14 protein-coding genes are annotated in these 13,135 nt (G+C 62.9%); 7 read left to right on the top strand and 7 right to left on the bottom strand.

Annotated features, from left to right (window positions below; genetic code table 11):
• Window positions 1-154: 154 nt before the first annotated feature.
• A complete protein-coding gene (locus H504_RS40515) occupies window positions 155-1,342 on the bottom strand; it encodes a helix-turn-helix domain-containing protein (RefSeq protein ID WP_245614456.1) in 1,188 nt (395 codons plus the stop codon).
• 211 nt (window positions 1,343-1,553) lie between these two features.
• Here H504_RS40515 and H504_RS0125525 point away from each other — a divergent pair, with 211 nt between their 5' ends.
• Window positions 1,554-1,811, top strand: coding sequence for a hypothetical protein (locus H504_RS0125525; protein WP_026425096.1), 258 nt, complete (start codon window positions 1,554-1,556; stop codon window positions 1,809-1,811).
• 211 nt (window positions 1,812-2,022) lie between these two features.
• On the opposite strand, the gene H504_RS36960 is transcribed toward H504_RS0125525, so the two are convergent.
• Complete coding sequence (locus H504_RS36960) at window positions 2,023-2,685, bottom strand: alpha/beta fold hydrolase (protein ID WP_051386259.1); 663 nt, start codon at window positions 2,683-2,685, stop codon at window positions 2,023-2,025.
• A 381-nt stretch (window positions 2,686-3,066) separates the two neighbouring features.
• Between H504_RS36960 and H504_RS41625 the strand changes: the two genes are divergently transcribed.
• Both H504_RS41625 and H504_RS40510 read left to right on the top strand, forming a co-directional pair.
• Window positions 3,067-4,365 carry a helix-turn-helix transcriptional regulator gene (locus tag H504_RS41625; protein WP_157440630.1) on the top strand — a complete coding sequence of 433 codons (1,299 nt, stop codon included), beginning with the start codon at window positions 3,067-3,069 and terminating at the stop codon, window positions 4,363-4,365.
• Between the two features lie 18 nt (window positions 4,366-4,383).
• A complete protein-coding gene (locus tag H504_RS40510; protein ID WP_157440629.1) occupies window positions 4,384-4,851 on the top strand; it encodes a GNAT family N-acetyltransferase in 468 nt (155 codons plus the stop codon).
• Between the two features lie 60 nt (window positions 4,852-4,911).
• Here H504_RS40510 and H504_RS41620 read toward each other — a convergent pair whose 3' ends face one another.
• From H504_RS41620 to H504_RS0125505, 4 genes are all read right to left on the bottom strand, one after another.
• Complete coding sequence (locus tag H504_RS41620; protein WP_157440628.1) at window positions 4,912-5,487, bottom strand: helix-turn-helix domain-containing protein; 576 nt, start codon at window positions 5,485-5,487, stop codon at window positions 4,912-4,914.
• 27 nt (window positions 5,488-5,514) lie between these two features.
• Window positions 5,515-6,015, bottom strand: a complete 501-nt coding sequence (locus H504_RS40505; RefSeq protein WP_084468197.1) for a helix-turn-helix domain-containing protein — start codon at window positions 6,013-6,015, stop codon at window positions 5,515-5,517.
• Between the two features lie 259 nt (window positions 6,016-6,274).
• The gene (locus H504_RS41615) at window positions 6,275-6,748 is read right to left on the bottom strand and encodes a hypothetical protein (protein WP_157440627.1); all 474 of its coding nucleotides are present in this window, start codon (window positions 6,746-6,748) and stop codon (window positions 6,275-6,277) included.
• A 571-nt stretch (window positions 6,749-7,319) separates the two neighbouring features.
• A complete protein-coding gene (locus H504_RS0125505) occupies window positions 7,320-7,760 on the bottom strand; it encodes an Imm1 family immunity protein (protein ID WP_026425095.1) in 441 nt (146 codons plus the stop codon).
• Window positions 7,761-8,380: 620 nt separating this feature from the next.
• On the opposite strand from H504_RS0125505, the gene H504_RS0125500 reads away from it, so the two are divergent.
• From H504_RS0125500 to H504_RS36950, 4 genes are all read left to right on the top strand, one after another.
• Entirely contained in the window at window positions 8,381-8,725 is a 345-nt protein-coding gene (locus H504_RS0125500; protein ID WP_026425094.1) for a WhiB family transcriptional regulator, read from the top strand.
• Window positions 8,722-9,081, top strand: coding sequence for a hypothetical protein (locus H504_RS0125495; RefSeq protein WP_026425093.1), 360 nt, complete (start codon window positions 8,722-8,724; stop codon window positions 9,079-9,081). The genes H504_RS0125500 and H504_RS0125495 overlap by 4 nt, the downstream gene beginning before the upstream one ends.
• Window positions 9,078-9,956, top strand: a complete 879-nt coding sequence (locus tag H504_RS36955) for a hypothetical protein (RefSeq protein WP_245614455.1) — start codon at window positions 9,078-9,080, stop codon at window positions 9,954-9,956. Before H504_RS0125495 ends, H504_RS36955 begins: the two co-directional genes overlap by 4 nt.
• Window positions 9,957-10,075: 119 nt before the next feature.
• Window positions 10,076-12,244 carry a hypothetical protein gene (locus H504_RS36950; protein ID WP_211239402.1) on the top strand — a complete coding sequence of 723 codons (2,169 nt, stop codon included), beginning with the start codon at window positions 10,076-10,078 and terminating at the stop codon, window positions 12,242-12,244.
• A gap of 214 nt (window positions 12,245-12,458) precedes the next feature.
• Here H504_RS36950 and H504_RS42145 read toward each other — a convergent pair.
• Window positions 12,459-13,135, bottom strand: a 677-nt coding sequence (locus H504_RS42145) for a hypothetical protein (RefSeq protein ID WP_169735459.1), incomplete at its 5' end; no start/stop codon positions are given.

Below are 13,135 nucleotides of genomic sequence, written 5' to 3'. Positions count from 1 at the left end.
GCGCCGGCGTCGCCGAAGGCGACCAGGCCGACCCCCGAGGCGCAGCCGAGGCCCAGAGCCCCCTCACACCAAGATCAACCGCCAACAAAGCCCCCGAATACACAGCCCACCCAAGCCCACCGACAACATCAACCCGCCCAACACCTACAAGACCTCAAAGCCGAATCCCCACCCACCCCGCAAAAGACGCGAGACTGTCCGACTTCCTACGCTCAGCCTCAGCAATACCCCGCAGAGTCTCCCGAACAGCCGGATGAAGTCTCGTCTGCTGAGGAGCCACCTTCCGGGCTCGATTGAGCGCCACCAACGACCTCGTCGGATCGCCCGCCAGCAGACAAGCACGGGCCACATCCTGCCAATGATGCCCCGCCCGCGGTGGCGCAATTCCCGCAGGAAGCCGCAAAGCAAACCCATCGCGCGCAGCCTTCTCCGGGTCCCCCGCTTCCATCTCCACTGCTACACGATGAATACCAACATTCCCTACGCCAAACAAGGTCCCATAAAGCTCACTCTCGCCATCAATACGAACAGCCAACTTCTCCGCTTCCCTAATACGATCATGCGCGCGACCAATATCCCGACCACGCGCCGCTGCAATCGCACCACACAGATGCGCATACCCCGTCACAGCGATCGCCGCTTCGCTGTCACCATGAGCTTCCGCGGTAGCCGCCTCCACCAGCGAAGCACTGACCTCAGTAGCCCCGAAATACATCAACACCCGAGCACGCTTCGCCTTCGCCTGCGCCCGATAAAGCGGGTCGTCCGCCTGAGCAGCCGTCCATTCGAGCTGGTCAAGCGTAGGCGCACAATGGGTCAAGTACCCAAACCGCCGAAAGAGCCGCTCAGCAGTCACATACGCAGCGGAAAGAAGGGAGAAAATCCGACCACGCTCCCCATCGGAACTAGTCTCCCGCGCCGCACCGTGAAGTTTTCGAATCAGCCCAGGCAGCTTCGCCAGCGCCCGCTGCCCACTGTCGTTGCGGTACATACGAATAACCTTGTCCAACTCACGGGCGAGTTCTTGTATCGACCCCGGAGGCAACGGTCGAACATAGTGCCCCTCCGCGACGATCGACCGCAGTTCGGCCACCTCACCAAGAGAACCTTCAGCGAGGACGGTGTCCCGATAGGGAGCACCGGTCAGCACTTCCGGCTCAACCTTCAACGCACGGGCAACAGTCGCGACGAACCCGTTCGGCACCACTTCCCGACCCTGCTCAATGGCCCGCACATATGACAACGAGTAGCCGGCCCGATCAGCCAAGTCGGCCTGCGTTAACCCGAACAGCTTACGATGCGCCGCAATACGCCTACCCACCGAGTCCTCATCAGCCACCATCGGCCCCTCCCGTCGAGTCATACCAGCATACGCGGCTACTCCAAACGGACTGTCACTTTACTGGCACTTCAGGGCGTCCGAACTTCGTACTGTCGATGGCACACAGTTCGCCTGTCACACGGCTGTCGCCAGGGCAGGCAACCGTTGCATGAAATATGCCCTAAACCAGCACGAGTGCCGGACCGCGCTCTACCCCAGTGAAAGGTCACCCATGCTCAACCCCCGCGTCGACGTCTACACCGAGATCGACGGCACCAGCGAGTACACACTCGACATGGTCAGTACCGACAAGATCGAGGTCGTTGTCGACAACTTCCTCCACCTCGCCTTCACCCGGGACGGCCTCCTCCGGCTCACCCGCATTACTGATAACGCCGTCACCCAACTCGGTAACGCGGTCTTCCAGCGCGAAGAAACCCCGGACGCCAGCGGCCGCGCACTCGACCCGAACGGCGCCCCGGTGAACTGAGCACATATCTCAAGAAGATAGGCGCCCTGTCCTGCTGGTCGAGGTACACCCACCTTGACCAGCAGGGCGTGCCCTCGACCGGCACTCGCACCTACCCAGGCCATGATCAACCCCCACAAGAGCCCCCGATACAGCCTACCCAAGCCCCCCGACAAATCCAGGCAACCAAGATCAGCCAACAACGACCCCAATAACGAGCGACAAAAGCCCTCTACCGCAAGTACTCCAGCAACACGCTCACCACGCCCGGCTCCTCCACGTGCGCGTTGTGCCCCACCCCCGCCAACACCACCGGTGACGGAACCAACACCCGCAACTGCTCCACAGTAGACATCCCGTCCCCCTCCCCCACCGCCATCGTCACCGGACACCGCGCGGCGGCAAGAAGTCCGGGCAAGTCCGGCCGTCCCACGCCGAACGCGAGCGGGTCGACGGCAGCCCTCCACCCGCCGGAAACCTCAACCACAGCCCCAGACGGCAGCCCCGCCAGCTTCCCCGCCCAAGCCTCCGCTTCCTCCCGAGTCGCGAACACCCGCGCGGGCCGGGCGGCGAGTGATGCCGCTCGCGCCAACTCTTCCGGTGACCAACTCACCTTCACGCCGAGGGCGACCACCGAGGTCACCTTGATCCCGAACCACCCCGATGCCAACGCCAGCGCCACCACCCCGCCGAGCGAGTGACCGAGGATCGCGACCGGCTCATCCGGATCCAACGATTCGGCGATGCGCGCCGCGAGGCCGCCGAAGGTGTACCGGGGCAACGGCGCGGCCGAACCGTGGCCCGGGAGGTCGGGCGTGACGCAGGGTCCGTCCCATTCGACAGCGGGCCAGATTGCGCCGTGGGCGCCAAGTCCGTGCAGGAGAACCAGAGTCACGCCCCGACCCTAGCCCGTCAGCAGCCGCCGCAGTTGTAGTACGTGACGTCCCAGTGGTTGAACGTTGTCAAGCTGCATACTGTTCGGTCCGATGTCGCGTCGACCGCACACGGTCACCGTAACCGATGTACGCTGGTCAGAGGTAGTCAGTCCGGCCCCGGGAGATCAAGTTTGCGTCCGCCCGATCCACAGCGAGGCCCGCACGGGGGGCCGGGAGATCGACGCTGCGCGGGTTGCGGGGCTGCGCTAGCCACTGACAACACGGCCCGTCTGTGCGGCAAGTGCCATCGGGAACAACGCGACCAACTTCGCACGCCAGCAGCCCACAAAGACGAGTTCTTTGAGACAGAGGAATTGCGCGCTGCGTTCGGGTCTCAGCACATGGGCAAGGTGTTGAAGGCGTATCGCCATCACCCTCACCACCTGCAAGTCTTCGGAAAAGCACTCAATCAGGAATTACTAGGACGTTGGCTGGGCCTTACCCAAGCGCAAGTCAGCAAGCTTGAGAATGGCAGGCCAGAACAGAATCTGGAGACCCTGCAAAACTACGCCAGAATTCTCAGGCTGCCGCAGGATCTTCTATGGTTTGACTTGCCAGGCCAGAGCCGAGTTGAAGCGCGCAAGATCAAGTCGGCTGGCCTCGTTCTGCTTGGGTCTTCCAATTCTCCAACCGACCCTACGCAAGGCGAATCCCTGCGTTTGCGACGCGCCGGAAATGTCGACCACGCACTGTTTTTGAGTGCAGAACGCCTGCAAGAGGATCTGACAAACACCCTCGCAATCGGCTATCTGGGAAGTGCCAGCGCCGATGAGTTTGAGGAACAGGTCTTGCGGCTCGGGGAGGCCACGCGCTACGAGTCTCCGGAAACGCTACTCGGTGACCTCATCGCCCGGGTTACCGAGATTCGGGGCCTGCTACTGCACACCAATGCCAAGGATCGCAGGCGCCGATACACACACATTCTCTCGCAACTCGCCGGCCTTATGAGCTTGACACTGCTCAAGCTCAGCAACATGCCGGGAGCACGCAATTGGGTGAGAACCGCCGAGATCCTGGCGGCAGAAACCGGGGATGCCCACTTGCAGTCCTGGACCTATGCACAAGAAGCGTACTTCCATTTCTACGCCGCGAACCTACGGGGCACGATCAATGCGGCTCAGCGTGCCCAGCGGATCGCAGCAACCGGCGTGGGGGGAGTTCTCGCCGCAGCAGTCGAAGCTCGCGCCCATGCGTTACTGGGACGACAAGATGCGACCTTTGATGCAGTGAACCGGGCCGAGTCTCTACTAGAACAACTCGACTCCGGGCTCTTGATCCCTTCAGCCTTCGGCTATGACGAAGCTCAGTTGAGATTTCATCAAGGAAACGCGCTTACACACCTCAAAGCGACCAGGCAGGCCAGTGCCGTGCACGAGCAGGCACTAGCGTTGTATCCCGAAGATGACTACTTGGATCGCGCGCTCGTGCACCTCGACCAAGCGTCCTGCTACATACACGATGGTGACGCCACTTCGGCTGCTGACCTAACGGCAAGGGTCTTGAACGGGCTCAGTGATTCGCAAGCCCACGGCATCATTACGGCTCGGGCTCGCGATATTCTTGACACGATGCCATCCGCAGTCTTTACGAGCCCAGCGGCAAACGACCTGAGGGAATTATTCGCTGACCTCGATAAGTAACAGGGCCGAAAGGATCTCATGTCAGAAATATCGGTGCGACCTGCGCTAGCGACTGACCGCGACGGCATCGCCGCATTGCTTGGCGAGGTGGACAAATTTTACGGTGACGATGCGCCAGAATCTCCCGAGACCCGAGTCCGCCAAATCAGCGAGGTGCTCGGCAATCAAGACGCAGGCGGCGTGCAAGTAATTGTCGCGCAGGACCATGCTGGACTTCTGGCGGGGTTTGCTTCATTCTCGAACTTGTGGCCCGCAGCGGGATCAACAAGCTCACTGTATCTCAAAGAGCTGTATGTGCAGGAAAGCTACCGGAGTATCGGCGTTGGTCGTGTACTTATGCAGCACCTAATCGAAATCGCGCGCGATCGAGGTTTTTCGCGTGTGGAGTGGACGACAGACACAAGCAACCAAGACGCCCAAGGCTTCTACGAAAAACTAGGCTTCTCGCCCAGGTCCGGAAAACTGTTCTATCGGGCTGAACTGTAATCAGAGACCTATCGGGCCTGAGGGGAGTGTGGCTTTGCCCCCCAGGCCCGATTGGGCCACTCACGATCGGGTTGAGGATGGAGTGGATTGACGCCCTAGCGGCGTTCCGGCCGAGATCTCCCGGTATAGCCCGCGAGGGTTGCCGCGTGGGCGCAAGTCGACCCCTTTGGCGATGAGGATGGATCGCACCCTGAAATACGAGAGGTGAAACTCCTCTTGAAGTTCTCGTAGGCTAAACCCGTCCTCGTATTGTGCAACCAGGCGGTCATCATCGATTTGAGCTGGTTGACCTATGGGTGGGATAACACCGCCCGATCGGAGCATGTAGGCAATCTTGCGGCGGTTTATACCCGTTTCGCCTTCAAGTTGTTCAAGCGACATGCCGTCTTTGCGTTTGCTTTTCAATGCGGCGATTTTGTCAGCTTGAGAAATGCCTAGCAAGAATGGCCACGATGGTGCAAGCACTTCGGATTCTTCGAGAACGGTTCGGATCAAACTTGGACTGCGTCCAAGTTTAGATGCAATTTGGGGGATCTTCTTTCCTTTGCGGATTTGCATAAGCGCTTGGGCCGCCAGCATAGCGCGGTCGTGGCCGCGCGCAGGCTCCGATTCTGGGCGGTTGTTCACTTTGGCCACCTACAGCCAGGGTTGCCATCGGGGTTCTCACGAAAAGTCGAATGCGTCGTGCACGGCTCTCGGTAGAGCGGAGCGGAGTTCGGCAGGTGACAAGGCGGTCTCAGCCGCCAACATTGCGAGGGCCAGCGGTTCGATTGTGACGACCTGGTTGTTCATCAGTAGTTGAACCTGTGCCCAGTGCCGCAGCGCAACTAGCCGGTTGTCGTGAATGCTAGCCAGGCGTTTGAGGTCAACAATGATTGGTCGATTGACTGGCCCCCGGGTTTCGATCAGCGATTTGCCAAGCACCTCTTCCGGCACTAGGCCGAGAACCTCGCACACACCAACAAAAGTTTCGAGGGCTATCCTCCTGGAACCTAGTTCGTACGTTGATACTGTTTGTGTATGCATCTCGTAGTCCAGCTTGTCGACTACGTCGGCGCGGGTCCACTGGTGCGCCTCTCTCGCGGCACGAAGCCGTTTTCCAATGGCTTTTGCCAGCGAAGGGTTGCGGATTCCGATTCCTCGGTCGTTCTCTGGCGGAGCCATGATCCTACCTAGTGCTCAATGCTGGACGTTGATTTGATACGACGGGTGCCGGGTGCTACTTTCGGCCCTTTTTCCTGGCCTTGACCGTTTCGGCGTGGTTTTCGGTTATTTCGCCCCGAGTCAGAGGGCGCCCCAGGTTCTTTGCTCTCTGGCAGTCAACGCAGATGCAGTGGGTTTGGTGTGGTTTCCCGCTGCATTCGATGCAGGCGCAGTACGGGGAGTGTCCGTCGATGGGATTGGGGTCAGCCACTGTGTTTCCTCACTTCTGTACCCACTCGGTTGGAGGCATCGGATCTCGGAGGTTGCCGATTCTGATGCGCGTTTGTGCTCGGACCAGAGGGAGTCGAAAGTCGGCGGGTGCGATCGTCTCCGCGCGTTCGAGCGCAGTCGGCTCCAATTCGCCGAGGACAAGGCGCAACGCCTTATTGCAGTCCTCTTCCTCACGGTATCCCCAGACAACTCGCGCAGGTTGCAGCGGGTCCCGGCCAGTGCAGCCGTGCGATCTCGTGTTCGTTCGGTAACACACCGCGTTTTCTGGCGAACGAAGTATCACGACGTCGGCGCAGCCGACCGGCCACATCCTGACGATGGCGATGACGTCAATGGATGCGTAGTCGACGCCGACGAAATAGAACTTGGCACCAGCTTTCCATAGACCGTTCAGCAGGTAGGTGTATTCGTCGTCGAAGGATTTTCCGCTCGCGTACGGCGGGTCGAGGTGAACTGAAGCCATCGGGATTCTTTCTAGTTTCGCTGGTTCCCGTGTGACTGGCCACGGCGGCGAGTGCCACGGGATGAGCCTCGTTTCCACAGCCGCCGATGCGCACGGTCGTTGGTGAGGCGGCCGACCTGGTTCCACCAATTGATCTGCCACTCAACGCAGTTCGGGCACTCCGTGTGGGGAGGTGTGCCCAGCGATTCCGGTAGAAGGCCGGTCGCGCCGCAGACCGCGTGATAGACCCCTCCAACGCCGGCGGAAGCCATCAGGGTTTCACGGATCAGGTGGTCTCTGCCGTCGGTGAACGTCATGGGGATCACCGGAGACCGTGTGGTCGGCGGGTTCGTCTTGTTCACTCGTGGTGACTCCTTTGTGCGGCTGCTCCTGGGTGCGCTCTGGGTGTCCGGTTCACGCGCCTTGCTATCCGGTCGGCGGCTTTCGCTTGCCGGTGTTCGACGACAAACCCGGAAATCACCCACCACACCAGGCCGACGACCAACGCGCCGATGACAGCGAGAACGGTCACGCTCGCGGTGGCCACGGCGCTCAACTCCTTTTCGCGGCGGGGGCGCGCTCCCGGCTCGTCCTAGTAGTCGTCGAATGGTCGCCACTGCACGCAGACGGGTCGCTTGCGTGTGTTCAACCATTCGATCAACGCCTGCCGGACGTGGGGTACGGGTATGGCGGCGGTGCGGGGAAAGACCGATCCGGTGCTCCCGTTGAAGATCAAGGCCACGTCGGGCGGCGGGTGTGTCGGGTTGAACGTGTTCGCGATCGGATGGTCGGGGTTGTAGTGGTCGGTGTGGTTGAGAGCGGCCCATCCTGCGGTGGGGCGGACGCTGACACGAAGTTGTTGGTCGGGATAGGGGCCGTCCCTGGTGCTGTGGAACTCCACATCACCGACAAGCAGGATGGTTTCCCAGTCGATGTGATCAGTTCTCAGGATCTCGTCGACCAGCCGGATGGCATCCGCCATCCCGCGTGTGACGCGGGAGATTCCGGTGGTGAGTGTCGCGGTGACGATCATGCGCGCGGCCCCTCCACCACCATGGCTTCCTCGTCTCCCTGTGTCTCGGTTCTGTCTCGTCCGTGTGGGGCGTCTCAAAGAACCACGACCCGCCAGAGGCGTCTATATCAGATCGAGAATGGAGCACGTCTCGGCTGGAATAACACCAGGTCAAGGCAGGTCCGGTCTGTTCGCGCAACCCTCGTCAGGGTGACTCGACACCGGTCCTGACCGGCGATCCTATCGGATATTCCCGCAGGGAATATCCGGGCCGAGATATTCTTTTCAGAATGCACTGCGGTCTCGATATCAGTCTTGACCTGGGGATATTCCCAGGCGAGATGTCGGCATTCCCGGTACGGCATAGTGGGTGCTGTTGTTCGGCGGCTTACTTGATGACGACGGCCCGAGAGATCTCGGGTCCGGAACATCAAGCAAGGGACTCCCTGAATGAGATTCTCGCGTTCTGAGTTGCTGCCCGTTGATCAAGTGGCGTGGTTGACCGGCCGGGGTAGGGCAGAGATCTGCCGGGCTGTGCGGATGGGTGTGTTGCCCGTGGTCCGGCGGCGGGGCCGAGTGCTGGTCCCGATGTGTGCGGTGGCGCATTTCTCGACGTCTTCGCAGGTCGGGGGTGCATCCCTGTGAGTAAGTTGTTCGAACGGATCGCGGCCGACCTGGACAGGGTCGAGTCGGCACCGGATGAGGTCTTGTCGGACGCGGTGCGGCACCGGGGTTCGTGTGGGTGGTTGGACACCGCAGACGCAATGCCGGAGTGGACCGGCGACGATCGCGCCGACCGGGAGCTGGTGAAACCGATCTGCGGGACGTGCCCGGTGTGGCGTGAATGTCTGGAGTCGGAGTTCCGCACGCACGGCTACGCCCTGGGCGGGGTGTGGGGTCCGCTGCCCGAGAACGAACGGCGAGCGGTGTTGCTGCTGTGGTCCGAACGCCGCGACGGCACCAGCGGGGCTGGTGGTCTGCGATGAACGGATGGAGCCTCACCCCGACTCAGGTGGTGGGCGGACTGGCGGTGCTCGTGGTCGCGCTGTGGCTGTGGCGGGCGGCGGCCCGGCGGGCGCGGGCGGCGGTGAACGCGGCGCGCACCGGGGTGCGGCTGTTCTCCCTCGCGGGGCGGACGGTGTCCGTGGCGGTGGTGATCTCGGGTGCGCAGTGGCTGGCGTTGACCCACCCGCACTGCCCGGTCGTAGTGAAGGTGGCGACGCTGCTGATGCCAGCGTTGTTCGCGTCGTGGGTGTTGGTGCGGGCGTTGACCGTGACCACGGTGGACCCGTTCACCGACGGTCGTGGGCGTCGTGGGCGGCGGGGTGGTGGTCGCCGATGACCACACGAGCGCAGCGGCTGGCCAGGGACGCGGCCGAGGCAGCGCGGGTGCGGGCTTATCAGACGCACCCGGACGTCGTGGCGTTGCAGGTGGAGCAGGTGCGTGCGCAGGTGGACCGGCTGTGCTGGGTCGGCATCGGGCTGGGGTTGGCGTTCACGATGGCCAACGTTCAGCAGTTCGCGGCCGCCGGTGCCCGGTCGTGGTCGTTGCCGTGGATAGCGGCGTGGTTGCTCGATCCCACGGTGTCGCTGGTGTTGTTGGCGATTCTGCGGGCCGAACAACTCACCGCTCGTTATCAGGTCCGCACCGGCCGGTGGGTGCGGCGGGCGAAGTGGTTCGCCCTGGCCGCCACCTACGTGATGAACACGTGGGCGTCGTGGGCGGCCGGGTCGGTGGCCGGGGTCGTGCTGCACTCGGTCCCGCCGCTTGTGGTGTTCGTGGCCGCCGAGGCCATCACCGATCTGCGCGACAAGCTCACCGAGACCGTGGCGGCGGCATTCGCCCACGCGCACGCCGTGAACCGGGCAACCGCCACGAACGACGACGCACCCACGAACGCTGAGGACAGCGGGATCGGCGTTCACGAACACCCCACGGCACCGGCCGTGGTCGAGCCCGCCCCGCAGACCGGCCCTGCCGGGGTCCGGCGAAAGCTGTTCGCCGACTACCTCGCCGACGCGCGCGACGCGTGGGTGCCGGGTGTCGAGGTCACACCCGCGTGGGTCCGCGCGGTCACCGGATGCTCACGCGGATTGTCCCCCCGGGTCGCCGCCGCCCTACGGGCGGCGCTCGCCGACCCGGGCGACACCGGGAACTCGGCGACCACCGTGGACGACAAGCCCCCACGCGATCACCGGGACGGTGGTCGTCGATGACACACCGCGATTTGGTTCCCAAGGTGTTCGACGCCGAGGTTGTCGACGACGAAAGCGTTACACCACAACGAGAACGGCCCAAGCGAGTGGTTCATGTGGTCGAAACCGCAGTGAGGGTCGTGGCCGGTCACGACGCGGTGGTCCGGGCGCGGTCGGTGCTGGCCTACCGAACACGCAAGGCGCCCCGCGACCTTGTCCGCCTGCTGTGGTTCCTGGTGCGCGGCACGGGACGCTGGATCGCGCGGGGGTGGCGGTGGGCGTCCTACGCGGACCTGCGGGCCGACGCCCGCGCCGCCCGCATCGCCGGCGACGCGCAGACCCGCCGCACGGCACAGGAGTTGATCCGCGCAGACGCCCGTGCGCGCTGGGCCAGACTCGGCACCGCCGTCCATCGCGTACTCGTCACGGCGGCCGTGGTCATCGTCCTGGCGGTCGTGCTCGCGTTGCTCGACCACGTCGTCGACCGGGCCGAGATGCCCGAGTGGCTGCGCGCGGTCTACGCCGTGCGTGACGCGGTCGCCGACACCGTGGTCGTGATGTGGGCGTGGCTACCCTGGTTGCTCACCACCGGCGCCGCCTGCGGGTGCGTGTGGGAGGGGCGCGACCGTACCCCGGGCGCGGGATGGCTGACCCGCCCGGACCGCGACGACACCGATTCCTGGGTGGACGAACGGATGATCTCCAAAGCGCTGGCCCACCTCGGGATCTCCCCACTCACCACCTTCTTCAAAAACGGCGGTGAACTGCTCTACAGCGTGGCCGCCCGCAAGGACGGCGACGGCACCTTCGCGCAGGTCCGGTTGCCGCTCGGCGTGACCGCCGAGATGATCACCGACCGGCGCAAAGTCCTCGCTGCCAACCTGGGCCGCGCCGCACTGGAAACCTGGCCCACCACCGGCGAGGAAGACGGGGTACTGGACCTGTGGGTTGCCGACAAAGGCACCCTCTCCGGCGGGGCCGGTGACTGGCCCCTACTGCACGACGGGACCGTCGACGTGTTCGACGGGGTACCGCTCGGCCTGTCTCAGCGCGGCGTGGTGATCAACGCGCCCTTGGTCGAGGCCAATTGGCTGGTCGGCGGCAGACCCGGGCAGGGCAAGACCAACGTCCTGCGGGTGCTCATGCTCGGCGCGGCCCTGGACCCCACCGCCGAGTTGTGGGCCTACGTCATGGGCGAGAGCCCCGATTTCGAGCCCCTGGCGCCGCGCCTGAGCCGCTACCGCGTCGGCATGGACGACTCGGTGGCCGCCGACGCCGTCACCGCCCTGGAAGACCTCTTGGCCGAGATGGAGCGGCGCGGGAAGATCCTCGGCGAGCAACCCGGACGCCCCCCGAAGGTGTCCCGCCGACTCGCCGACAACCCCCGCCTTGGCCTGCACCCGCTGCTCATGGCCATCGACGAATGCCACGAACTGTTCCAACACCCTCGCTACGGCAAGAAAGCAGAGGAACTCGCGGTTCGCCTGATCAAACGCGGCCGCAAATACGGAATCATCCTCCTGCTGGCCACGCAGTCACCGACTAAGGACAGCATCCCCAAGGAGATCACCCGGAACGTCTCCTGTGGGGTCGCGTTCGCTGTGGCCGATTACATCGCCAATGACGGACTACTCGGAGCCGGGAAATACCGCGCCGGCATCCGCGCCACCGAACTCCGCATGAAAACCGACCGGGGAACCTGTGTCGCGGTCGGTGTGACTGACAACGTGTTCGAACTCGTCCGCACCTTCTACATCCCCTTCGAGGACGGCACGGACCTGGTCACCCCCATCATCGCCCGAGCCATAGCTATTCGCGCCGAACACAGCCCCGCGCTGACCACAGCGGACACACACCGGGAGATCGAGGCCACACCCGTCGACCACCTGGTCGACATCCACCACGTCATCGGCGACGAGGCCCGCATGCGGACACAAACCGTGCTCGCCCGCCTCGCCGCCCACAACCCCACCGAATACGAACCCTGGACCGCCCGCGACCTCCGCGCCCTACTCGACGAACACGACATCCCACCACGCAAGTCCGATGGCGCCATGGTCGTCCGAGCCGACGACATCACCACCGCACTCACCCACAGGGACGACACGAGGGAACCCACAGGGACCCAGGGAAGTTCCCCTACCCCCTCCCCGAGCCCGAATCCCTGGGCTGACCAGCCGGAACATCCACCAGGGAGACACCTCTCCACAGCCGACTACAACCCCACAACCCCCCGAAATCCAACCCCGACCAACACTGCAACTGGCTCCCTCCCTGGTCTGGCAGGAGGGAACGACCACGACAACTGAGCCGCCAGCGAAGAACGCTGCTCCAGCGAGCCATCAGATAGACACACCACCACTGCCAGCCGCTGATACGGCTTGGATCGACAGATTCATTGCAAGACTGGGAGATCAGGGCTTCTTCGATGAGCAGAAAGCACGAGATATTCGGACCATCTTACGGAGAGCACCGAACTAGAAAGCCCCCCAACCGCCAAGGTCGGGGGGCTTTCGTTTGAGACTACAGCTTATCGGTCGCCGACTTCCCCTCGGTCTCATCTGGAAACACCAACTGTTCGGGCTTGAAGCGTTTGCCGCGCCCAGCCTTCTTCAACCCAATTACTGGCCACAGGCGCCTGATCGTATCACGCTGAGAGTCAAGATCCGCCACAAGGAACTCTTCCGCGCTATTCATTGGCATCGGATCGGCGGAAATCTCACCACTGGCTTTGACGATCTGTTCCGTCATGCTGTTACGAACGTCAACAAAGTCATCGAGACCAATCCGGCCGGCCTTGTACGCTGCACGCGACTCAGCAATCTTTTCCTTGGCTTCCTCGATTACCCTCTGCTGTTCGCTGGACTTAGACTTCGCCGGTTTTGGCATGCGCTTGAGCGCCGCGTAGGTCAGACGAAGCATGAACTTGTCGAGCGTGGCGCCATCTCGGGAAACGCCACCGCAGGCCCACGGCTTCTGTGCATCACACTTGTAAACGTGATATCTGACCTTTGCTCGATCCTTCATTCCATACTTAAGTCCGCGCTGAAGCTGTGTCACATACCCCGTAGTGAGCTTGTTACCACACTCGTCGCATACAAGGATTCCCACGAGCAGCTTGTTAGCTTTCTTGCTGCCGGCATGATAGGATTTCCTTCCAGCCAGAAGGTCACGCAGTTCGTCGACTTCTTCGCGGGTGG

Source organism: Actinokineospora inagensis DSM 44258 (assembly GCF_000482865.1).
Taxonomy (GTDB): Bacteria; Actinomycetota; Actinomycetes; order Mycobacteriales; family Pseudonocardiaceae; genus Actinokineospora; species Actinokineospora inagensis.
The sequence above is the reverse complement of the archived record's forward strand: the minus strand, read 5'-3'. Positions and strand labels throughout refer to the sequence as shown.

Bases quoted from the DNA above. Each gene is read 5' to 3' on its own strand.
- H504_RS41615 (WP_157440627.1), bottom strand. From the start codon at position 6,748: ATGGCTTCAGTTCACCTCGACCCGCCGTACGCGAGCGGAAAATCCTTC.
- H504_RS41625 (WP_157440630.1), top strand. From the start codon at position 3,067: ATGGGCAAGGTGTTGAAGGCGTATCGCCATCACCCTCACCACCTGCAA.
- H504_RS40505 (WP_084468197.1), bottom strand. From the start codon at position 6,015: ATGGCTCCGCCAGAGAACGACCGAGGAATCGGAATCCGCAACCCTTCG.
- H504_RS0125495 (WP_026425093.1), top strand. From the start codon at position 8,722: ATGAACGGATGGAGCCTCACCCCGACTCAGGTGGTGGGCGGACTGGCG.
- H504_RS40515 (WP_245614456.1), bottom strand. From the start codon at position 1,342: ATGGTGGCTGATGAGGACTCGGTGGGTAGGCGTATTGCGGCGCATCGT.
- H504_RS0125525 (WP_026425096.1), top strand. From the start codon at position 1,554: ATGCTCAACCCCCGCGTCGACGTCTACACCGAGATCGACGGCACCAGC.
- H504_RS0125505 (WP_026425095.1), bottom strand. From the start codon at position 7,760: ATGATCGTCACCGCGACACTCACCACCGGAATCTCCCGCGTCACACGC.
- H504_RS36955 (WP_245614455.1), top strand. From the start codon at position 9,078: ATGACCACACGAGCGCAGCGGCTGGCCAGGGACGCGGCCGAGGCAGCG.
- H504_RS40510 (WP_157440629.1), top strand. From the start codon at position 4,384: ATGTCAGAAATATCGGTGCGACCTGCGCTAGCGACTGACCGCGACGGC.